This is a genomic window from Algoriphagus persicinus, assembly GCF_035156415.1.
In the GTDB taxonomy this organism is placed as follows: Bacteria; Bacteroidota; Bacteroidia; order Cytophagales; family Cyclobacteriaceae; genus Algoriphagus; species Algoriphagus persicinus.
The window spans coordinates 29,084-52,897 of the sequence record NZ_JAYEEY010000032.1; the positions used below are offsets into that span (position 1 = coordinate 29,084).

A 23,814-nucleotide genomic window follows, 5' to 3' on the forward strand; every position below is an offset into this window, starting at 1 on the left:
TTATGCAGCAATGCCATCATCATCTTTTGTATTACTTCTACCTGCTAGGTTTGATAGGATTAGCTTCAGCTTGCCAGCAAGGGCAGGAAGTTCCTTTTCCTGAGAATCCATCCCAATACCAAGAGCCGCTAGTAGAGCCTTTCGAAATCCCACAGGGAAAACCTATAAAATGGAGCAAAATCCCTACGGAAAAGGTGCCAAAAGCAGTCAACTACCCAATTGATTTTAATAAGCTGCCTTCCAAACCTTTTGATATATTAGATTTTAAACCCCTGGAATCTCCTCCCAAGACTATTCCGATTGCTTGGGAAGACGAGGAAGAGATAAAGCTAGATTTGGACACAATTTCAGGAATATCCGTTCCAGTCAGAAAGCAACTTTTACAAGAGCCACAGATCACCAAACTGGCATTTCTATCCAAATCAGACCTTTCCCATTCAGGCATATTGAGAATAGGACAGACAGAGGGATTAATTGGTAATAGGGTGTACGCTATGGTAACTGATCTCAATGGGATGATTTGGATATCCACTGAGCGAGGGCTATCAAAATTTACTGGAGACCAATTTGAAAACTACAATGTGCTTCCCCGAAATCCTGATGGACTAATAGATATAATTGTTGATTTGGAGATTGGAAATGATGGCAGCCTGCTGATTTTATCCCAATTATCGGGAGTTTATGTCCTGGACATCAATCATAGCTTGATAACAAATTATCAGATTGGGCAGCAGTTTGCCAGGATATACGAGGATGATTTAGGCTTGCTTTGGGTTGGCAATCTTAATTCAGGCATGCATTTTCTGGATCCCTCCACCAAGAAGCTACACCCTTTGACCTTTTCAGGTACTAAAGGATCAGTAGGTGTTCATCAGGACTGCGCTAATAACCTATGGTTCGGCATGCAAGGCAAAATCGGCGTATTAAACGCTGATCGGACTTCAATTAAATTTTTCACAGCTAAATCCGGAATTAACCCAAACACCTTATACTTTGAGTTTACTGAGAATGCCAAGGGCGAAGTCTGGGCTTCCTCATTTGGAGGTAGCCCAGTTGCTATTTCTTTAGATGATGGCATCATCACTACCTTCGGTCCAGAGCAAGGTTTTTATGGCCAATCCTTATCGGTCACCTTTGATTTGCATCACAGGGCTTGGATCACAGACAACGATACCATCACCCTATACGATCCTGAAATCCAGAAAATCAAGAAAATCCACAGTGGTGCTAAATTCGTCACCTCGGGCTTTCCGGCTGCTACTATGACGGACGCCAAGGGAAACATATGGGTTGGGACAGAGAATACCGGCATACTATTGGTTAATCCGGAGGGAATGCTCTCTCAGCACTTTAACGCCAACAGTGGCTTGGTAAATGATGAGGTTTGGGGTATAGAAGAAGGCCCAAATGGGATGGTTTGGATGGCTACTTATGAGGGAATAAACATCTATCATCCCACGAAGGGTAGAATTTATCTACTGAAATTCCCCGGTACACCGAATGTCAATAACCATCGGTCTATATCAAAAATATCTGATCATGAGCTCTTGCTGGGAAGTTTCGGTGGTTTTACGATTATTAATCTGAGCACCAATACGGCTGCTGTATATGAGCTAGAAGCAGATATCGCAAGAATCGCCTGGAAGTCAATTCGGGACTCCCATGGAAATATTTTTCTGGGAACGGTGGATGGCGTACTCAAATTTAACCCAGATCTCACGTCTTTAGAAAAAACAGATGAGTTTTCAGGACTCGCATCCAGTCGTGTGTGGCTGATAGAAGAGGACAAAGATGGGCGAATCTGGCTTGGTAACGACATAGGAGTAGATATTATAGATCCCGCAACTGGGCAAGTAAGCTACTTAAGTGAGCGTACTGGCTTGACCAGCGATTATACCTCGATTATGATCAAAACCCACAATGATGAACTAGTCATCGGTGGTGATGCCGGGTTCTCCATCATTGATTTGACAAGTAATACGATCACAAACTTAACACCCGCCCAAGGGCTAGATCCGCCAGTGATGTATGATATGGTGGAAGTAGGAGAAGACCTGCATATAGGATCGGATAATGGCATAATAGTAGCCAAACGACCACTTAAAGACAATCCAACATCTATTTGGCGCTTCTATAATTATGGGAAAAGAGAAGGTTTCCCGTTCAATGATTACAATCAGGCGACGGCAACCTACACCTCCAATGGGAATGTCTGGTGGGGCGCTGCACCTATCATGTCTGTTAATTCGCAAGTTCCAAAGATTGATACCATGAGACCAGCTGTGGTCATCACTAAAATCAATATCATGGATCAGCATCCTGATTTTCTTGGGACTAATTTTGTCAAAAGTCTATTCTCGGATGAAGATTCAATATGGAATACCGATCACACAGAGTTTTATACCAAACAAGAGATTCCAACTGACAGCAGTTATTTGATAAAAAATCAAATCCATTGGGATAGTGTCAATTTGGTCAGTAGAATGCCAGTGGGTCTAGTACTCCCTTATGATCAAAATTCCATGAATTTTTCCTTTATGAATCAGGATGTACTGGGAAGGGATAAAATAGTCTATCGATATATTTTGGAAGGCGAAGACAAAACTTGGTCAGAAATAAGCACGGGCAGTACCACCCAAAATTACTATAATCTTCTACCGGGGGATTATACTTTCAAGGTAGCGACTCGGGGATTTAATGGAATCTGGAGTGAGCCGGCAAATATCAAATTCACCATCTCACCTCCTTGGTGGCAGACTTGGATCGCATACGTGATTTTTGCGTCGCTTTTGATTGGGTTTATTTATGCTATTGTCCAAGTACGATCCAAGTACCTTCAGAAGGAAAATCGTATTTTGGAAGAGCGTGTATCACACCGGACAGCGCAGCTCAAGAAGAGTATTGATGATCTGAAAAATGCCCAAAGTCAGCTTGTACAATCTGAGAAAATGGCCTCACTTGGAGAATTGACAGCAGGTATTGCCCATGAAATCCAAAACCCATTAAATTTTGTCAATAATTTCTCTGAGGTAAGTAGCGAGCTCCTCGATGAAATGAGAGAAGAATTAGACAAAGGAGACTTAGAAGAAGCCAAAGCCATCAGTGTGGACATACAGCAGAACTTGGACAAAATTAATCAACACGGAAAGCGAGCAGATGCCATCGTCAAAGCAATGCTACAGCATAGTAGAATCAGTGGTGGAAATCGTGCTTTGACTGACATCAATATGCTTACGGATGAATACCTGCGCCTAGCTTACCATGGACTGAGAGCAAAGGATAAGTCCTTCAATTCTTCAATGAAAACAGATTATGATCCTAGCGTTGGTCAAATTGACCTTGTTGCTCAGGAATTAGGGAGAGTTTTGCTTAATTTAATCAATAATGCCTTCTATGCAGTAACCGAAAAAAAGAGTGTTAGTCCTGCGGATTATGAACCTTTAGTGCAGCTATCCACCAAGCGATTGGGTGATTGGGTAGAAATCAAGGTGAAGGATAATGGGAAAGGAATCCCTAAGTCAATAAAGGAGAAAATATTCCAACCATTTTTCACGACTAAGCCCACAGGCCAAGGTACCGGCTTAGGTTTATCAATAAGTTACGATATTGTAAAAGCTCATGGAGGTGAGATACTTGTAGAAAGCAAGGAGTGCGAAGGCACAGAGTTTTGTATTCGATTACCGATAGATACCCAATAATATGCAAAAGGTACAAGAAGATTGGATTGAGAAAAATAAAGAGTTGAAACGCTTGCTCGGCGTAAGAACGCTGGAGCTGGAGAAATCCTTGAAAGAATACCAGGAACTCCAAGAGCAATTACTGCTGCAGGAGAAACTCGCCAGCCTAGGGCAATTGTCCGCAGGCATAGCTCATGAGATCAAAAATCCGATCAATTTTATAAACAATTTCTCTGAACTGAGTATTGAATATGTAGAGGAGATCGTACAAGAGCTCCAGAACTTTGAGCATAGTGACAGGCTAGCAGGAATTGATGACTTGCTGCAGGACATCAAAGCAAATCTTGAAAAAATCCTACAGCACGGCAAGCGGGCTGATGGAATAGTTAAGTCCATGCTGATGCATTCCAGAGGAGGACAGGGTGATTTTGTACAGACTAATTTAAATAGTCTGCTTCAAGAATTTGTCAATTTAGCTTTTCACGGCATGCGTGCTGGCAAAAACCCAATTAATGTGAGTTTTGAGTGGGATTTGGATCCTGATATAGGATTAGTAGCCATTATAGCAGAAGATTTCAGTAGAGTGATTGTCAATCTGTGCAATAATGCATTTGATGCCATGAGGAGCAAGTTCAATGCACAGCAGGAGGAAGAAAAACCCAGCTTCCAGCCCAAATTAACCGTGCGGACTTGGAAAAGAGACAGTTGTGTAGTGATAGAAATAGAAGACAATGGAGCAGGCATACCTGAACCGATTTTAAATAAAATTTTAGAGCCTTTCTTCACTACCAAAAAAGGAAAAGAGGGCACGGGGCTTGGCTTGTCAATAACCCACGAAATAGTGAAGGCACACAAAGGAACATTAGCCATCTCTTCTATAGAGGGGGAATTTACCAGATTTGAAATTAAGGTACCATCAATATCATCAGCACCATGACAAAAATATTAATCGTCGATGACGAACGGGATGTAGAATTACTTTTTCGACAGAAATTCAGAAAAGAAGTCAGAAGTGGGCTTTTGGAACTTGCATTTGCATTTTCCGGCGATGAGGCGCTTCGCTTACTTGATAGCGAGCATCCACCCGAAGTGGTTTATGTATTTTCGGATATCAATATGCCTGGCATGACTGGGCTAGAGCTATTGGATAAAGTCAAAAGCCAATTCCCCTCCATTAATGTAAGTATGATTTCCGCCTATGGAGACACAGAAAATTTCAAAAAAGCAATGGAGTCTGGAGCCAAAGAATTTTTCACAAAACCGATAGATTTTGATTCCCTAAGAAAAGAAATCGGTAAAATAATCAACCAAGAGTAGATCAAAAAGCAATGTCTAAGATACTTGTAGTAGACGATGAGGCTGATTTAGAAGTCCTTATCACGCAGAAATTCAGACGTAAGATTCGAGCTGGGGAGTATGATTTTGTATTTGCCCTAAATGGTCGTGAAGCATTGGAGATCTTGCAGCAGCAGCCAGATATCGACATGATCCTGAGTGATATCAATATGCCAGAAATGGACGGACTCACGCTGCTAACTAAGGTAAAGGAACAAAACCCTTTGCTCAAGGCGGTGATTATTTCTGCGTATGGCGATTTGGAAAATATCCGCACGGCAATGAATCGAGGCGCATTTGATTTCATCACCAAGCCCGTTGATTTTCAGGATTTGGAGATCACCATAGAGAAGACACTTCAGCATATCAATCAGATCAAATCAACCCTTATTGCCATGAGGGAAAATAATATCCTGAAAATGTATGTGGACGAAACCGTGCTTAATTTCATGGTCGGCAAAGAATCCGAAACCTCCCTAATGGAGAATGAAACCGTGGTAGCGACAGTGGCTTTTGTGGATTTGTGCGGGTTTACCAAAATTTCAGAAAATGAGGAGCCAAATGTCGTGGTACCTTTACTCAATGAATATTTTGACCTCATGGTGCGGGAAATTATTGAGCAAAAAGGAGCCGTGGACAAATTCATAGGAGATGCCGTGATGGCGGTTTTCAAAGGGCCAGACCAAGTGGAAAGAGCCGTCAGAGCCTGTGTGGCAATCCGTGATAAAATGAACGCCATGCCGATGTACTCTGAAAAGTCCAACTTCTGCCCCAAGGTGTCAATAGGATTGAACTCAGGAGAAATGGTATCCGGAAATATCGGTTCTCATTCCCTGAAAAGGCTGGACTACACCGTGATAGGAGATGTGGTAAATGTGGCCTCTAGACTTCAGCATGCCGCCAGTCCAGGACAAATTTTGATGCTGGAGAAATGTATACACAGCATTACTGATTTATTTACTTTTCAAAACTTAGGAGAATTCACGCTGAAAAATAAAGCCAAACCTGTATCAGTCTTGGCGGTGGTAAAATAACCTACAGCTATAGCTTCTTGCTATTTCTATACCGTACTTGACCCTGTGAACAATAATCTGATTACAACAGCTGCCTTTCTACGTCTTCTGACTTTTCAGAAAATCTTGAACTATGCCCTACTAGCTGTTTCTTTTCAGTTATCCAAATTTATTGGCAGACCTATCCTTTGGGGCAAACCCACCACGCTATCCATAGAACCCACCACCAGTTGCAACCTGCGATGCCCAGAATGTCCCTCAGGATTACGGGCTTTTTCCCGCCCTACCGGAATGCTTCAAGGAGACCATTACAAGAAAACAATTGAGCAAGTACAGGGATACCTTACCTGGTTGCATTTATATTTTCAGGGTGAGCCATTTTTGAATCCACGATTTTTGGAGATGGTCGCCTATGCAGATTCCAAAGGTATTTTCACCTCCACTTCTACCAATGCGCACTATTTACAGGAGGAGCAAGTCAATGAAGCCCTTCGAAGTGGCCTGAAACAATTGATTGTCTCAGTGGATGGGATCACCCAGGACATTTTTGAAAAATACCGAGTCGGTGGAAATCTGGAGAAAGTACAGAAAGGAATCAAATTACTCCTATCTGAACGAAAAAAATCTGGACAAAACTTCCCTCGTGTAGTGCTACAGTTTCTGGTCACTGGACAAAATGAGCATCAACTCCCCGAATTAAAACAATGGGCGAATGAAATGCAGGTGGATGAGTTGCAATTGAAGACTACCCAGATCTATGATTTTGAAAATGGCTCCGAGCTTATCCCTTCAGAATTGGGATATTCCAGATATGTGCCTGTCGGAAATGGAAAATGGAAGCTGAAGAAGAAATTGGAAAATAAATGCTGGCGAATGTGGCAAGGAGCTGTAGCTACCTGGGATGGAAAGATAGTCCCCTGCTGCTTTGACAAAGATGCCAAGTATGTCATGGGGGAATTGAAATCCCAATCCCTCGCTTCCATCTGGTCCTCACTGCGCTATCAAAGCTTTAGGAAACAACTGCTTAGCGACCGATCTCAGATCGAAATATGTAAGAATTGTACGGAGTAAAAACTGGAGCATTATTTTGGGACAAAAATTGTCTGATTTTTAGCAATACGCAATGTTTTAATTTGATTACCATCCGGTCACTTGATAACTTTGTATAATCTTGTATAAGGTTTATTAGAAAATATGGAAAAGTATTTGACAGTTGGAGAAGTGGCCAAAAAACTAGATATTAGTTCGGGTACTCTAAGAAGATGGGACAATTCAGGAAAATTTGTTTCATCAAGACATCCTATAAATAATTATAGGGTTTATACTGAGGATCAAGTCGATTCTTTTGCCGAAGATCTACAGATGGAGATAGAATATAAAACCAAATCAAAGTCTTCAGGAGAACTCCTTCCCTTTTTTAAGACTGAATTTGGGAGTCTTTACTTGGCAGATGCATTAGATTTTTTGCGGTCTCTAGAATCAAATAGCGTGGATTTAATATTTGCTGATCCTCCATATAATATTAAAAAAGCTAAATGGGATTGTTTTTCTTCTCAACAGGAATATTTAGAATGGAGCTTTCAATGGATCAAAGAATCACATAGAGTCCTTAATAAAAGTGGATCCATCTATATATGCGGGTTCTCAGAAATATTAGCTGATATTAAATGGATAAGTTCTGATTTATTCAAAGGATGTAAGTGGCTAGTATGGTACTATAGGAACAAAGCTAATCTTGGAAATGATTGGGGTAGATCTCACGAAAGTATTTTGCATTTACGCAAAACAAAGGACTTTTATTTTAATAATGATGAAGTAAGAATTCCATACAATGAGCACACATTGAAATACCCAAAACGTGCTCAGGCAGAGACATCTCAATATGCAAATGGTAAGAAAACAAATGAATACGTATGGGAACCTAATCCATTGGGAGCCAAACCCAAGGATGTTTTCGAGATCCCAACTATTTCAAACAGTTCTTGGGAACGATATGAACATCCGACCCAAAAACCTGTGGAACTTTTAAGAAAGGTGATTCTTTCATCAAGCAGAGCTGGAGATTTGGTTGTTGATCCTTTTGGCGGGTCAGGTACTACATTTGCAGTGGCAGAGGCTTATAGTAGAAAATGGCTTGGGACAGAGTTAAATGAAGAGTATTGTCAAAATATCAAAAAGAGAATCCTCGATGGTGACCACATCAAGAGAATTCATAGCGAAAAGGATACTTCGGATTCCAATTCTCGAAGGAAAAAATTACGAAGCCAATAATCTGAAAACGTCTTCCGTGATAAGCTGCGAAAATGTACCCATGTGATTACTAAGCGGTTTTTTCAATGCATTTGGAGGTGGATCTAAATAATATATTCCTTCTAAAGGAGTTAAAAACTGAGTATAAACCATAAAGAGGCCTGAAACAAGAGTAAATGATACGGCGTGCTCTTCTTTCCTCTGAACATCATTTAAAAATATCCCAATGACTTTTTGAGGATGATTTACAAATCTTTCTAGTAACATCTTGTCAATAAACATCTTCCCCATTCGGTCTTTTGACGTTGTTTTTACAGAAACAACTATTTCTCTTTCATCTAAAGAACTACCTGTAGATCTTACCTTCGAATAAGGAGATAAAATCAAATCATTTTCACATTTATATACTTTCTTCCAAGACTCTGCTTCGTAAGGAATTTGTAGTACGGTGTGTTTGTGCTCAATACCAATTTCACTGAAAACACAGCGAACTAATTCCTCAAATCTATTTCCAACATGTTTTCTAGAGCTATTACTTGCTACAAGTAAGTCAAATCCAGCACCTATGGACTGCTGAATGGTATAAATCACGGAGTCTATTATCAAAAGATCCTCATCTGAAAAACTTAGATTTCGAGTTTTAATCCGTTCTAGAACTTTAATCAGTTTATCAAAATTTACTTGAAAACTTTCTGGATCTGCGATATACAACTTTGTATTTATGGGTCTCAAAAACTTCTCTATACCATCATTTTTCTGTTTTGATATACGATAATCTCCAGCGTAGGTAGTATCTGAAGTCATGTACTGCAAGAACTGAAGCACATTCTTGGTGGTAATGGAAAATTCTAATAGTGAGGATTTCTTGGTTTTAAGTTCTAGAGCTAAGGGATTCATTAAGTTTTTGTTGGATTGGAATGAAAAAAAAAGATTCTATAAATCTAATCTAAACTTCCTGACTATGAAAACTAACATTATCTAACATGAGCAGAATAGATACGAATACGAATTGTACGTAGTGAGTATCGTCGAGAGAGCATGAGAACTCAGGTTTTTGGAACTATATTTGGTAGAATTAAGAAATTCATGGATTTTTAATCTCCATATTTGTTCTTGATTCACCTGGGACTACATTTTCTATATGATTTCAATTAAACGATTCTATTACTTTTTCGTGTTTCTAGCCTTTTTAGGGCTCACTATTCCTCAAACTTCCGCACAGGAAATAAACGAGGCTGGTAAAATCAAAGTCGATGCACTTTCCGATGAACAAATTCAGAATTTACTAGACCGAGCCTATGATGCCGGACTCACCAAATCAGAGTTTCTCAAAGCCCTTGAAATACAGGGAATGCCTCTAAGCGAGGTAGCAAAGATGAGAGCGAGAATTGACGGAGATGAAGCAGACACTGGCCGTAGCACCAAACTTTCAAAGCGGGATGCACGTGAGCAGGTGGATATGGATGAAATTACCCTTGGTATGTTTCAGCTATCCGACCTTTCTTCCAAAAAGCCCGATGGGAATGAAATATTTGGTTCCTCACTTTTTTATCAGCGGAACCGACGCTTAAGCTTTGAGCCAAGTATGAATCAAGCCACTCCCAAAAGCTATATCCTTGGCTCTGGAGACTTGATATACGTAGATATCTACGGGCAATCCGAGCAATATTATGAAGCCACAGTCAACCCAGATGGATTCGTTTTGTTGGATAATATTGGGCCTGTGTTCGTGTCTGGTAAGTCCATAGAGGAAGCTACCGGAATTCTGAAAAATAGAATTGGGAAGTATTATTCTGGACTTCTCGGGAACAATCCCAACACTTTTCTCCAGGTGACTTTAGGAAATGTAGGGACGATAAAAGTGAACATCCTGGGTGAAGTCCTACTTCCCGGTACATTTACGCTTAGCGCATTTTCTACAGTCTTCAATGCCTTATATGCAGCAGGTGGCCCCAATGAAAATGGCTCCATGCGAAAAATCAAGCTGGTAAGAAATAATAAGCAAATCGCGGAGATTGATGTCTATGATTTACTGATTAATGGTACGGCCCTTCTTGACCTGAAGCTTCAGGATCAAGATGTTATCTTGGTCCCTCCCTATCTTTCCCATGTGAAAATCAAAGGTGAAGTAAAGCGTGCGATGATTTTTGAAGTAGCAGAAAACGATACGTTCTCCAACCTATTGCACTATGCAGGGGGATTTACTGATCAGGCATTTAAAGATCGAGTAGCCATTTCCCGAATCACCGGAAATCAACGCTCTGTGTCGGATGTTTATCATAATCAATTTGATATGTTCATCCTCAAAGGAGGAGATGAAATCACTGTTCAGCGAATTCTGGATCGTTATTCTAACCGAGTTCAGATCAAAGGCGCAGTATATAGGGAAGGTACATTTGCTTTGACCGAAGGTCTTACACTTTCCCAGTTGGTAAAAAATGCAGAAGGGCTTCGAGGGGATGCCTACACCACCCAAGCAAGTGTATTGCGCACCAAAGATGACCTGAGCACAGAAATGATTCAATTGAATCTACAGAGTGTTTTGGATGGAACTAGCCCTGATATTCCGCTTCGGCGAGAAGATGTAGTCCGAATAGCGAGTATTTATGATATCAATAATGAGCAATATGTACAGATTCTAGGTGAAGTGAAGAGGCCGGGGGTTTATCCTTATTCCGCTGGGTTGAAGGTGGAAGATCTGATTGTAATGGCTGGCGGTTTTCAGGAATCTGCTAACTCTCAGGATATAGAAATAGCCAGAAGACTGGAAGATTCTGACTTGGGAACCTTGGCGGATATCATTCCTACTCAGGTAAATCCAGACTTAAGCTATAATCCAAATTCTCCCACTCTTGTGGCATTTGACCAGGTTATTGTAAGAAAAAGGGCAAGTTTCACCATGCAGAAATTGACTGCTGTGGAGGGTCAAGTGAATTCGCCTGGGATATTTGCCATCCGCAGCAGTGGAGAGCGAATATCTGATTTGATCAAACGTGCCGGAGGGCTCAATCAATTTGCCTATGCTAAAGGAGCTACATTAATTCGTCGAACTGAATTTTTCAATACTGAATCGGAGCAACTTCGTCGTCAGAGAAATTTGGAAGGTTTACGGATGAAACTTGCCGAAGACCCAAGCAATTCAGAGGCACAGGCAGAGTTACTTCAGCGCTTATTAAGTGACTCCCCAAAAGCTGTGTCTCCAGTTGAGAATCAATTGGCACAATCAAAAAAGGCATCTTTGGATCAAATAGCCGCTGAAACGCCCGGCTTTGCAGTGAAGCTAAAAGAAACCGAAGCAGTCGCAATCAACCTAGAAGAAATCCTGCTAAATCCCGGCTCCGAAGATGATATTCTACTGGAAGAAGGAGATATTCTATCCGTTCCCAAATTGTTTCAGACTGTGAGAATGCGAGGAGATGTAGTATATCCAACTACCCTGCGGCATGAGTCCGGACGCACCTTGAAGCATTATATCAATGGGGCGGGTGGTTTTGAGCGTCGCGCTAATAGAAAGCAAACCTACGTGGTCTATGCTAATGGAGCGGTAAAACGAACCAAGGGATTTCTAGGCATCAGAAATTATCCGCCGGTGGAACCTGGAGCAGAAGTCATAGTACCAACCAAAGGACCAAGAGTACCGCTACGATTAGGTGAAGTGGTGGGAATAACTACCGGATTAGCGACCTTGGGCTTGGTTATGTCTCAAATCAACTGGTAATGTCAGGATCCAAGCACTTTACAGATAATCAGTTTACGATCAAAGAAGTCATTCAAAACTTCTCTGAGTGGATTGCTTATTTCATTTCCAAATGGAAAATTCTGCTTTTAGCCGGCCTGCTGGGCATAGGTTTGGGAGCTTTGGTTTCCATCTTCAAAAAGCCCGTTTTCATTGCCACCACTTCTTTTGTACTGGAAGATGGGGATTCAGGAGGTATGGGGCAAATGTCAGGCTTAGCTTCATTGGTAGGTGTAAATCTGGGCTCAATGGGTGGCACAAGTGGACTTTTTCAAGGTGACAATATCATGGAGCTCTACCGATCTGACCGCATGCTTGATGAGACCTTGTTGAGTCCTTTTGACGAGAATCAATTGCTGATAGACCGCTTTATTGAATTTGAGAAAATCGTTAAAAAATGGGAGTCTAAGGTGGATATTGATGTGATGGATTTCTCAATACCCAGAGAAAGCTTTACTGTATCCCAGGATTCGGTGGTCAAGGAGGTAGCCCAACTGGTACGTGAAAATCAACTATCTGTCGCTAAACCGGATCGGAAATTGACAATCATCCAAGTGTCGGTTTTATCAAAAGATGAAGCTTATGCTAAAGTATTAAATGAGCGATTAGTTGAAAATGTAAATGAATTTTACAGGGAAACTAAGACAAAAAAAACCAGTGAGAATCTGGCAATCCTTCAATCTCAAGCGGATAGCGTACGCAAACTACTGGATGAGAGCATAGGGGCTTTTGCCTCTGCAACTGATCGGGTCCCCAATGCAAATCCTCTTCTTTCCTCGGCTACAATAGATACGCGCAAGAAGCAAATTGATGTGCAAGCTACAGGCGCAGTATATGAAGAAGTGGTTAAAAATCTGGAAATCGCCAAAGTCAATCATCGGAATAATTCTCCCTTGATTCAGATCATCGATTCACCAAGATTCCCTCTGGAAAGATCAGAAATTCGTTTAGTGAAAGGAATGGTTTTGGGATGTATAGTCGCGGGCTTGCTTACACTATTAGCACTTTATTTCCGCCGATTATATCAGAAGCATGTGCGGGAAAGCTAAACGATAAGCTCGCATGCTAGAAAAACTCGGTCTTATTCCTATCAGCGACATTATCAAGAATAAATCAATTCAGAATTTTTTGTTTCTGGCGATTATTCAGTCATCTAATGTGCTGATTTCCATCATTTCTATGCCACTTCTGATCCAGGGAATTGGAGTAGATCAATTTGGGCTGGTAAATTTGTCTCTCTCTGTCATCGTTCTCTTGAATATCATGGTGGGCTTTGGTTACAACCTGAGTGCTCCTCGGGAGGTTGCTGTCAACCAGAATGATAAGACGGCACTTTCCCACCTGCTCTCCAATATTTTTTCAGCCAAACTTCTGCTTGCCTTTCTTGCCACCTTTATGATTCTGGTAGGCGTGTTTGGACTAAATCTTTTTAAGGAGTATGCGGTGATTCTCGTTTATTCAGTGCTGTTGCTATTTTCTGAGGCCACTTTACCCCTGTGGTTTTTCCAAGGGATGGAAAAAATGAAGCTGGTCAGCATTGCCAACATATTCAGCAAATTACTTTTCCTGATGGGCATAGTATTGTTTATCCACAGTCCCGAACTGAGCAAATGGGTGAATTTTATGATGGGATTTTCCGGTTTGTTAATCAACCTATTTTTGCTGGCTTATATCCATTCGTTCTTACAAATTCGATTCTATAGACCACAGTTTTTAGCAATTTGGTTCAGCCTAAAGGAAAATGTATTATTCTTTCTTAGTAATCTCGCTAGTCATGTATCTATTAATGGAGGCCTTATTATTTTGAGCTTTTTTGCGGGAGCCGAAACACTGGGGATGTACAGTTTGGCGGAGCGGGTAGTCATGGTATTGCGTCTTTTTCCAGCTATGATTATACAAGCGATCTTTCCGAATGCTTCCAAACTTTATAAGAAAGATGACCGCTCTTTCTATAGGTTTTTGAAACTAGTCTATATAAGAGTGCTGCTCGGAGGAGCGGTGATCGCTACCTTAACTTACCTTGCTGCGCCTTGGGTAATACGTGTGTTGTCCAGATCGGAATTGAGTGAATCTGTCACTTATTTGCAGCTTTTGTCTCCCCTTTTATTTCTTTCTTGTCTGAACATCCCGAATATTACCATGATGTTGGTGGCAGATCTAAAGCAACTGCTGTTTAAAGCCAGCTGGATGATGTGCCTGTACATGATCGTTGTGGCCACTATTTTAACCTATTATTTTGGCGGAATTGGACTTTGTTTGGGTATTCTTTCCACAGAAATTGTAGCCTATATTATCTGCATGGTACTTTTGTATAAGCAAAATCGTAAACTTTTCCATGGTTTTTACTCCTGATCCATCTGTCGCGATTATTCTGGTGAATTGGAATGGGTATGCTTTTTCTGCTGATTGCCTCAGGTCACTCAGAATGGTCGAATTCCCTGACTTCAAAGTCATTTTAGTGGATAATGCTTCCGGAAATCAGGAAGGACAAAAGTTGAAAGCTGAATTCGTTGAAATTGATTTAATCCAAAATAAATCCAACCTAGGATTTGCTGGTGGAAACAATGTTGGTATCAGGAAAGCCTTAAAAGATGGTTACTCCTATGTGATGTTATTGAATAATGATACGTTGGTGGAGCCGGATTTTTTGGGTCAGATGATTCGGAAATTCATGGGAAATCCTCAGCTTGGAGTAGTACAGCCGTTAATTTTCTTCCTTCATGATCGGGAAAAAATATGGAGTGCCGGTGGAAAATGGAATCAATTTTTGTGCAGGGCTATCACGCGTGGGGATAGAAAATACGCTATAGAATATCAGGCAGAGGATCGAAAATTGGATTGGGCTACTGGCTGTTGTATGATGATCGCTAGAAAAGCCCTACTTGATGCAGGCTTACTTAATGAGGGATACTTTGCCTACTTCGAAGATGTAGAATGGTCCTTACGCTTTCGGGAAAAGGGTTTTAAAATTGAATTGGCAGCTGATGCCATGATTTATCATGAGGCTGGGGCATCTTCCAAGAAAGAACATGCCGAAGGAACCTTGAGTGCTACGGTATTTTACTATCATGTTCGGAATCAATTCTACTTGATTCGAACCCAGTCAAATGCACCTCAGCTACTATTTGCTGCCTCGTATCATCTTGCCCGATTTTCCCTTTGGATGGGCTATTTTTGTGTCCGAGGTAGATTTCAAAAGTTAAAAGCAGTAGCCAGAGGAATCAAAGATGGTTGGACCTTACCCCTCCAAAAAGCAGAACTATGGCATTGATATTTTTCCTACTAATTGCATTTACTGTAGCTGCTGGATTTCTCTGGACAGTTCAGCAAATGGTTTTCAAAGGAAAATGGACCTATTTTATCTTCTTTCTAGCTGCTTTTCTCCCCTTTTATATCTCTTCACTCAGTGTGACTTTTTTGGCTACCAGATCACCGCTTATTGTCAGTTTATTTCAGATCAGCAAAGAAGTAATTGTGCTTATTGCAGGTTTGGTTTTTGTTATTTACCAAAAAAAACTGGTTAACTATCCATTCCGCCTTCAATCCACCGATTGGTTTATGTTGGCTTTTATAGGCCTATCAGTGCTATTTCTTTTTCTTCCTATAGGTCAGGCAAGTTTTATCAACAAATCACTATACTTCAAGAGTATATTGATCCCGAGCTTGGTTTATTTACTGGGCAGGAACACACAGTTTGGTGATTTGGAGCTGAAGCGCCTATTTCAGATCATATTTGTAATAGCTATCAGCGCGTTTCTGGTGAATCTGGTGGAAAACTACCTACTAAATGCTCACTTACAGCAATTTACCGGCTATGCCTTATTCAATGAGGTGATCAATTCTATTGAGCCGCAGGGTAATTATAATCTCACTTGGACTTTTGAGACTACCAATGCCATGAAGCGACTCGGTAGTTTCTTCTCTGACCCACTTGAACTGGCAAGCTCAGTATTAATGGGGTTTTCAGCTGGACTTATTTGGTTTTTGACTACGGAGAGGGCCCATCAATGGAAGTATCTGCTGGTGATGCTATGCTGTATCGGAAGCCTTGTCTTTGCTTCTTCCAGAGCTTCATTTGTGGCGTTTTTCCTTATGATATTTTTTATTGCCTTGGTTTTTAAGCTGTATAAATTGATTGGCTTTGGCTTCTTAAGTTTGTTGTTGTTTGTGATTTATGTGCTCTTTTTTGCTTCGGAGGACTTTTACTTCTTTGTAGTGGATACCCTTACTCTTGCTGATACCTCCAGTATAGGGCATGTGGTAGAATGGGTGATGGCATTGGATTCCATGATTGCCAATCCACTGGGAATCGGTCTGGCTATGAGTGGAAATTTTGGGAGTGTGAGCGATGAGCTGCGCGTAGGTGGAGAAAATCAGTTTTTGATCTACGGCGTACAATTAGGCTGGATAGGTATGATCTTATACATTGGTACACTATTCACAGGAATACGCAATTCTATCTATGTGTTTAAAAATTCAGACAATCTGAATCTCGCCCGGATGGCCTTTGTAGCCGGTACTGTGAAAGCAGGATTACTGCTTCCATTGTTTACCGCCAATGTAGAAATCTATACCTACGTTTCATGGATTTCCTGGTGGATGGTTGGTCTGAGTGTACGGGAATATTCAAGAATCCAATTGGAGGGCAACCACAATGAAATAGTAATTTAATTGTATGATTTTATATAGAAACTGTCCTATCTGTGGATCTGAAAGCCTCAGGGGATTTGCGATAGATACACAAAGAAAAGGACCCCATATATCGAGAGTTCAATGTTTGAAGTGCAAATTGGTGTTCGCCAATCCTATGGCTGATCGCCAGGAACTGGCTGATTATTACACCAATTATTACGAGAAGGATCATTATGAAGCCATTGATTATAAGAATCTTATTCTCAATCATTTTCATCGCATAGCAGGACTAAATGAGGTCGAAATAAAAAAGGAGGTTAGATTTCTTAAAACATTAAGGGGGGGGGCTAAGTTTCTAGATATTGGTTGTGGATTGGGTTTGGGACTAGCCTATGCTAATCAACTGAACTGTGAATTATATGCTACAGAATTTGACACCGGAGCATTGAAATTTGTGAAGGAACATTTTACGGTTGAGACATTTCAGGGTGATATTNACTAGCCTATGCTAATCAACTGAACTGTGAATTATATGCTACAGAATTTGACACCGGAGCATTGAAATTTGTGAAGGAACATTTTACGGTTGAGACATTTCAGGGTGATATTTGGAATGCTAGCTATCCGGATAACTATTTTGACTTTATACACATATCCCATGTGATTGAGCATGTACTAGATCCAAAAGCTTATATCTCAGAAATGAAGCGAATCCTAAAACCAGAAGGATATTTGGCAATAGGAACCCCAAATATGTCCAGTAATCTATATCGCTTTCATCGCTGGTCGAAATTATTACGATTGAATGTTCCAGATGTGATTGATGGGCTTGAGCATACCTTTATTTTTCCCAAAAAACTGCTTCGAGAGCTATGCGAATCGCAAGGATTGAAAGTGAACGATCACTTTACACACAATCTGGGAGAGAAATTCAGTAATCTAATCAGCTACAAAATGCCCTTGAAGAAAAAACTCAATAGACTAATCCAGAATGCTTTTCAGGTAAATCAATGGCTTGTATGCAGAAAATAGAACTTGGTGATCAGTTCATCACTTCCAAAAGTTAGTGGAGGATTATCAAATACCTCGTGCAATTGGCAATTTTTAAGTTATAGTTTTGTGGTTTCGATTTCCCTCAATATTGCTCGATGAATAACTGTGAAGTATGTGGATCAACGCAATTAATGTCTTTCCAAGCGAAAGAGAGAATGTTTGGTCTCAATAACACCTTCGAATACTTGGAATGTGGACAATGTAAGGGTCTCTTTCTGATTAATATTCCCGATAATTTAGGAGAATACTATCCTGACAAATATTATTCATTTGACAGCTATCAGCCCAGCAAAGGAATTTTAAGAGCTTTGAAAAGAGCAAGATTTAAATTATACCAGGCTGGCTTATCACTAAGGCCTCCGAATTATTTTAATTGGATTTATAATCTCAACGTCAATGAAACCAGTAGAATAGCGGATGTTGGCTGTGGAAATGGACAATTACTTGCCGAGCTCTCCTATTGCGGATTCAAAAATCTCCATGGGTATGATCCATTTTTGACACTTTTGGATGATTCGAAAGGGTTTCAATTAATCAAAAAAGACTTTTTTCAAATCGATCAAAAGTATGATCTGGTGATGTTTCATCATTCATTTGAACATATACCTCATCCAAGTGAACTTTTTAAAAAGCTCGTTCAAATATTAAATCCTGGAGGTGAAGTTTTGATTCGAGTCCCGGTCACTGATGGAAAAGTGTGGCTGGAAGAAAGGGAATTCTGGTTTCAGCTTGATGCACCTAGACACATTTTTATTCCAAATACTCAATCAATGCACATTTTAGCCGAAAAATTTAATTTGGAGCTTTTCAAAATAGAATTTGATAGTTTATATAGCCAGTTTTGGGGGACAGAATTATACAAGAGAGGGAAGTCATTTGTGGGAACAGCAATTGAAGAAGAGTTTACAAAAGAAGAACTAGATAGGTTTAAAGCCAAAGCTAAGGATTACAATGAGCAGCATATCGGTGATCAGGCATGCTTTTACTTTAGGAAAAAATAATTATGGATAAATTTGAAATACTCGAAAATGAAATCGAGAATGCAAATAATACCCCTTCAAGTGAAAAGGATTACTTTGAATTTCACAAACATAGGTTTAAAAGATGTGACCAATTCCTGTACCATTTACCCCCCCCCCCTCATCCCCAGACTAATTTTAAAGTTTTAGAAATTGGGTGCCACTACCTTCATACTTCAATTTTGCTTTCGAGTAGAGGATTTCAGGTCGACGCGATGGATGTGACTGAATTCTGGGAATTGGATTTTGTTAGGAAAAGAGGGGAAAAGCATAAATTACACCCCATAATTGAAAATGACCTTTCTAAACTAAATCGATTTGCTGAAATTTTTGATGAATATGATTTGATAGTTTTTACTGAAATTCTTGAACATATCACTTTCAATCCTATTCATTTCTGGAAAAGGATTTATCAGATTTTAAAGCCTGGAGGGATAATCTACATATCTACACCAAATGCTTTTGCTCTGCCTAGTTTGGTAAGGAATTTTAAAAATACAATGTTCCTAAAGTCCATCGGAATTTCGGTAGATGATATTTTCTCTAAAGTTACCTACGGCCATCACTGGAAGGAATATTCAGCGAACGAAATACAAAAATATTTTAACACTTTGTCTCCTGACTTTGATGTGGAGGTGAATCCGTACAAATACAAGGTCTATAACCTTAAGCCTCCTTACTTAATGTTCAAATTACTTTCCAAAATTGGCAATATGACTACTATTTTTGCCGATGACCTGGAAGTGATAGTCCGTTTAAAGGAGAAAACTACATGGGGTATTGAAGAGCCTCACTATTGATTTAATCACCTATTTTTTATAAAATCCTTCTTTCAAGACTTGGCAAGGTTTTTTAGGAGAAGTAGTGAAACCTCATATCTTTGAAGTAAAGACTGAATTTTGAAAGTACTCCTCGATCTACAATATCTAAATGTCGCCACTACAGGTATCAAGACCTATATGACGGAGTTGGCAAATGCTGCGCTGACTTATCCACACCCTGATATAATTTGGATTTTTTCCCATGACCCCAGCACCCAAAGTGCCGACAAGTCTTACAAAGTGCCACAATCAAAAATCCAGCGATTGAATTATCACCTAGATTATTTTCGGTGGAAGGAGTTTCAGTTACCCGATTTGGTAAAAAAACATCAGCCGGATGTCTTAATTTGTCCTGATTTTGTTTCTCCAGCTGCGAGTTTGCCCTGTCGTAGGCTGACTGTCATACATGATGCATTCTTCTGGCAAATGCCACAGAATTATCCCAAATGGTGGAGAAAGTACTTTCTCAACCTGATCAAAAAAGGCCTAAAGGAAGACACCGAAATCATCACCACTACCGAATATTCCCGAAAATCCCTTTACAAATATTTGAAGAAGATATATCCGATGACTGTAATCCACCAAGCTCCAAAAATGCTTTTAGAAGGGGTTGATACTGCATTTTTGGGAAATAACGGTCTTCTAAAACATCAGTATTTTCTGCATATTGGTACTTTTGATAAACGAAAAAATCTGCCTTTACTCATTCGGGCTTTTGCCGATTTTTTGAAGAAAACTAATTCAGATTTCAAGTTGGTATTGGCAGGAGGTGCTGGGCAAAGTGTTCAGATGAATGATAAACCCGTGGTTGATAGACTGGTTTCCGAACTTCATCTCAACGACAAAATCGTATTGCCCGGTTATATAAGTGATGCACAGGTAAAAGCCTTATATGAAGGCGCGTATGGGTATATTTTCCCCTCAGAAAATGAAGGGTTCGGTATTCCTATCGTAGAAGCGATGGCATTTGGTGTGCCAGTGATCCATTCAGATCAGCCAGCTTTGATGGAGGTTGCCGGGGAAGCTGGTCTTTCCTTCCAAACTGGCAATCAACAAGATTTGACAGAAAAAATGATACTTTTGAGCGCTGATAATCGAAAGGTTGCTTCCATGATAAAAAATGGAAATGCGCAATCCAAGAAATTTTCAGCCCAGAAATTTATTGAGGGATTTCATGATGTAATCCTGAGGCTTTAACAATCGCGATCCAATTGACAGTACTTTTTCTCAATAGTTCGTCAGACCGGTATGGTTCTTCCAGAATTCTGATAGAGGTAGTAAAAACTTACAAAGAGGCAGGACTTACTCCTGTAGTGGTCATGTCCGAGTCAGGTCCGCTAGAAACTCATTTTTTGGAACTTGGAATTGCTGTGAAGATCCAGAATCTGGGAATTTTACGTAGAAAGTATGTGACCTTTTCCGGTATTTTAAACAGGTTAAGGAAAAATTATCAGGCCTACAGGTTTCTGGATAAACTTCACCAAGAATACAAATTTGATCTGGTGTATTCAAATACCCTGGCAGTGCTAGTGGGTGCCCAATGGGCAAAGTGGAATAAACTGCCCCATGTATGGCATATACATGAAATTCTCCTGGGACCGCCACCTTTGGTAAAACTTCTGGGTAGGCTATTGGACAGAACTACACCCGCCCCCATTGTGGTATCGGAAGCAGTAAGGGACCACTGGAAAGATCGGTTAGAAAAATCTAAGCCTACAGTCATACACAATGGAATTCCCTATGATAAATTTCTTCGTAAAGGGGAAAAAAATACGCTAGAACTCGGTATAGATGAGAATAAGGTAGTAATAACCATGGTGGGCAGGATCAATCCAGGAAAAGGCCAGCTATTCTTTCTCGAACTGGCGAAACGTATCACAGCTACTTATCCACATTGTCACTTTTTATTGGTAGGTGATCCATTTCCCGGCTATGAGAATTTAGAGATTGAAATCAGAGAATTCATCAGCAACAATCGGCTTGAAAATTGTGTTACGAATCTTGGTTTTAGAGAGGATATCGGATCTATTCTCCAAATGACAGATATTTTCGTTCTGCCTTCCATTTTGCCTGATTCATTGCCTACAGTTATATTAGAAGCTATGGCTGCATCATGTCCTGTGGTGGCAACACGCTCTGGAGGAGCATCTGAAATGGTACTGGAGGGCAAAACTGGATACTTAATTCCAATCAACGATCTGGATCAAGGAGTAAATGCATTATTTAAGTTAATTTTGGATGAAGAACTTAGGGATAAGTTTGGTGCTGCTGGTAGAGATCGGGTATTGAAGGAGTTTAGTTTGCAGAGTTTTAAGGAAAACATTAAATACCATTTATGGCAGCAGCTAAGAAAAAATTGAAGGTAGCCATAATGGGTGCAAAAGGGTATCCGTACGTGTACGGAGGATATGACACGATGATTAGAGAATTGGGCGAACGTCTGGTGAAAAAAGGCGTACATATCCGTGTTTATAATCACCGGGCTCTTTTTCCAGTAAAACCTCGCTATGTAAATGGCATTGAATGCATTTATACTCCAGCAATTGAATCCAAAAAATTAACCCAACTCTCCCATAGTTTCTTTTCTATGGTGCATGCCTGTTTCTCAGACATAGATGTGATTTTCGTAGTGAACAGTGCAAATGGCCCCTTCGGATTGATTGCAAGATTGTTTAGGAAAAAAACTGTGATAAACGTAGATGGCTTGGAGTGGTTGAGACCAAAATGGCATGGGATCGCCTCTAAATACTTTTTCTGGGCTTCTAAAATGGCCACGAAATATTACGACCAGCTGATCAACGATTCCGATGAAATGCAGCGTGTGTATAAGGAATTGTTCGATGCAGATTCAAAAGTCATCGCTTACGGTGCCAATCCCGTTGCTGATGTAGATCCTACCCCCATCGAGAAATGGGGCTTCCAATCCCATGATTATTTTCTGATCGTAGGGCGCCTGATTCCAGATAATAATGCCGATCTGATTATTGAAGGATTCTTGAAATCAGATAGCCAGCGTAAGCTAGTCATAGTCGGAGATGTGCCTTTTGATGATGATTACGCAACTATACTTAAGGAAATAGAAGATGAACGTGTGTTGTTTTTGGGCTATATCACTGATCCCAATGAACTGGCAGCGTGGTACTCTCACTGCTATGCCTATTTTCATGGACATGAATATGGAGGAACCAATCCGGCCATGCTCAAGGCACTTGGATTTGGCTGTGCTATCTTAGCTTTGGACACTCCATTCAATCAAGAAATGCTTCAAAACGGCAAGCATGGATGGTATTTCAAAAAATCCACTGAGTCGGTGAAAGACATCGTGGAGGCCGCTGAAAGTAGCCAGAAAAGGATGGCCTATTTCAGAGAAACAGCCCGTGAAGGTTTGATTCAGCGGTATAATTGGGATTATGTCACAGACCAGTATCTCGAGGTATTTGAGCAATTGTCAGGAAAGAAAGTCCTTGAAAACCCTCCTCAAACTCCAATATTAGAAGAGATGGAAAAATGAGATTTTGCGGTTCTTCAATGAACTTTCCCAGCAGTATTCTCCTTTCATTGCTATAACTTTTAATCCTAAATAGTTTAACCATGATCAGAAAAGCAACCGCCGTATGGCAAGGAACAGGTAAAGATGGCAAAGGACATCTGTCTACACAAAGCACCGTTTTGGACAAAACCCAATATTCGTTTGGATCTAGATTTGAAAATGGCGTAGGTACAAATCCTGAAGAATTGATCGCAGCGGCACATTCAGGATGTTTTGCAATGAAATTGAGTTTCAATTTACAAGAGGCAGGCTTCACAGCTGATGAGCTTGATGTGACTGCAAATATCACTTTTGAGGAAGGCACACTAAAAAAATCACATTTGGTGCTTAAGGCAAAAGTTCAAGGAATTGCTCAGGACAAATTCGATGAATTGGTCAAACATGCTAAGGAAAATTGTCCAATATCGAAAGTATTAGATTTAGAAATCAGCGTGGAAAGCAGTTTGAATGCTTGAGGTGAAAAAACAAGAAATTAGAATTAAGAAATTAGATCCAAAAGTTTAGAGCTTAGATCCAAGAGTTTGAACTCTAACTCTTTTCAAATAAATAAGCATTGAAAAAATGGCGGCTTGAGGACATCCAATCCGCCATTTTTTTGTGCTACATGGAGACTGTAATCTAAACTCTGTCTAAGACTTTGAATTTAAGTTAAAGTTTATAAGATAGAGCAGTATGAAAGAACAAGAATCGACATTCAAGAAGAAAGTATTAGACCAGTTTTTATCAGG

19 protein-coding genes are annotated in these 23,814 nt (G+C 40.3%); 18 read left to right on the forward strand and 1 reads right to left on the reverse strand.

Annotated features, from left to right (window positions below; translation table 11 throughout):
• Window positions 1-2: 2 nt before the first annotated feature.
• The 6 genes from U3A58_RS19175 (at window position 3) to U3A58_RS19200 (ending at window position 8,296) form a co-directional block, all read left to right on the forward strand.
• Window positions 3-3,698, forward strand: a complete 3,696-nt coding sequence (locus U3A58_RS19175) for an ATP-binding protein (RefSeq protein WP_323826015.1) — start codon at window positions 3-5, stop codon at window positions 3,696-3,698.
• 1 nt (window position 3,699) lies between these two features.
• Entirely contained in the window at window positions 3,700-4,614 is a 915-nt protein-coding gene (locus tag U3A58_RS19180) for a sensor histidine kinase (protein ID WP_323826016.1), read from the forward strand.
• Window positions 4,611-4,994: a response regulator gene (locus U3A58_RS19185; protein WP_323826017.1), complete on the forward strand. Its 384-nt coding sequence runs from the start codon at window positions 4,611-4,613 to the stop codon at window positions 4,992-4,994. Before U3A58_RS19180 ends, U3A58_RS19185 begins: the two co-directional genes overlap by 4 nt.
• Window positions 4,995-5,005: 11 nt before the next feature.
• Complete coding sequence (locus U3A58_RS19190) at window positions 5,006-6,046, forward strand: adenylate/guanylate cyclase domain-containing protein (protein WP_323826018.1); 1,041 nt, start codon at window positions 5,006-5,008, stop codon at window positions 6,044-6,046.
• Between the two features lie 45 nt (window positions 6,047-6,091).
• On the forward strand, window positions 6,092-7,096 hold the full coding sequence (locus U3A58_RS19195; protein ID WP_416377313.1) for a radical SAM/SPASM domain-containing protein: 1,005 nt from the start codon (window positions 6,092-6,094) through the stop codon (window positions 7,094-7,096).
• A gap of 123 nt (window positions 7,097-7,219) precedes the next feature.
• Window positions 7,220-8,296, forward strand: coding sequence for a DNA methyltransferase (locus U3A58_RS19200; protein WP_323826020.1), 1,077 nt, complete (start codon window positions 7,220-7,222; stop codon window positions 8,294-8,296).
• Here the strand turns inward: U3A58_RS19200 and U3A58_RS19205 are convergent.
• Window positions 8,282-9,172: a hypothetical protein gene (locus U3A58_RS19205; RefSeq protein ID WP_323826021.1), complete on the reverse strand. Its 891-nt coding sequence runs from the start codon at window positions 9,170-9,172 to the stop codon at window positions 8,282-8,284. The two genes, U3A58_RS19200 and U3A58_RS19205, sit on opposite strands and share 15 nt — an antisense overlap.
• A 244-nt stretch (window positions 9,173-9,416) precedes the next feature.
• Between U3A58_RS19205 and U3A58_RS19210 the strand changes: the two genes are divergently transcribed.
• From U3A58_RS19210 to U3A58_RS19265, 12 genes are all read left to right on the forward strand, one after another.
• The gene (locus U3A58_RS19210; protein ID WP_323826022.1) at window positions 9,417-11,993 is read left to right on the forward strand and encodes an SLBB domain-containing protein; all 2,577 of its coding nucleotides are present in this window, start codon (window positions 9,417-9,419) and stop codon (window positions 11,991-11,993) included.
• Window positions 11,993-13,060, forward strand: a complete 1,068-nt coding sequence (locus U3A58_RS19215; protein WP_323826023.1) for an exopolysaccharide biosynthesis protein — start codon at window positions 11,993-11,995, stop codon at window positions 13,058-13,060. The genes U3A58_RS19210 and U3A58_RS19215 overlap by 1 nt, the downstream gene beginning before the upstream one ends.
• 13 nt (window positions 13,061-13,073) lie before the next feature.
• A complete protein-coding gene (locus tag U3A58_RS19220; RefSeq protein WP_323826024.1) occupies window positions 13,074-14,363 on the forward strand; it encodes an oligosaccharide flippase family protein in 1,290 nt (429 codons plus the stop codon).
• Window positions 14,347-15,282 (forward strand): glycosyltransferase family 2 protein, encoded by a 936-nt coding sequence (locus tag U3A58_RS19225; protein WP_323826025.1) that lies wholly within the window; start codon window positions 14,347-14,349, stop codon window positions 15,280-15,282. Before U3A58_RS19220 ends, U3A58_RS19225 begins: the two co-directional genes overlap by 17 nt.
• Window positions 15,273-16,682, forward strand: coding sequence for an O-antigen ligase family protein (locus U3A58_RS19230; RefSeq protein ID WP_323826026.1), 1,410 nt, complete (start codon window positions 15,273-15,275; stop codon window positions 16,680-16,682). Before U3A58_RS19225 ends, U3A58_RS19230 begins: the two co-directional genes overlap by 10 nt.
• 519 nt (window positions 16,683-17,201) lie before the next feature.
• On the forward strand, window positions 17,202-17,675 hold the full coding sequence (locus U3A58_RS19235; protein WP_416377314.1) for a class I SAM-dependent methyltransferase: 474 nt from the start codon (window positions 17,202-17,204) through the stop codon (window positions 17,673-17,675).
• Window positions 17,676-17,791: 116 nt separating this feature from the next.
• Complete coding sequence (locus U3A58_RS19240) at window positions 17,792-18,697, forward strand: class I SAM-dependent methyltransferase (protein WP_323826027.1); 906 nt, start codon at window positions 17,792-17,794, stop codon at window positions 18,695-18,697.
• 2 nt (window positions 18,698-18,699) lie between these two features.
• Window positions 18,700-19,515, forward strand: a complete 816-nt coding sequence (locus tag U3A58_RS19245; protein WP_323826028.1) for a class I SAM-dependent methyltransferase — start codon at window positions 18,700-18,702, stop codon at window positions 19,513-19,515.
• Window positions 19,516-19,614: 99 nt separating this feature from the next.
• A complete protein-coding gene (locus tag U3A58_RS19250) occupies window positions 19,615-20,733 on the forward strand; it encodes a glycosyltransferase family 4 protein (RefSeq protein ID WP_323826029.1) in 1,119 nt (372 codons plus the stop codon).
• A gap of 14 nt (window positions 20,734-20,747) precedes the next feature.
• Window positions 20,748-21,896: a glycosyltransferase family 4 protein gene (locus tag U3A58_RS19255; RefSeq protein WP_323826030.1), complete on the forward strand. Its 1,149-nt coding sequence runs from the start codon at window positions 20,748-20,750 to the stop codon at window positions 21,894-21,896.
• The gene (locus U3A58_RS19260; RefSeq protein WP_323826031.1) at window positions 21,872-23,047 is read left to right on the forward strand and encodes a glycosyltransferase; all 1,176 of its coding nucleotides are present in this window, start codon (window positions 21,872-21,874) and stop codon (window positions 23,045-23,047) included. The genes U3A58_RS19255 and U3A58_RS19260 overlap by 25 nt, the downstream gene beginning before the upstream one ends.
• Before the next feature lie 80 nt (window positions 23,048-23,127).
• Window positions 23,128-23,541, forward strand: coding sequence for an OsmC family protein (locus tag U3A58_RS19265; RefSeq protein WP_323826032.1), 414 nt, complete (start codon window positions 23,128-23,130; stop codon window positions 23,539-23,541).
• Window positions 23,542-23,814 lie beyond the last annotated feature (273 nt).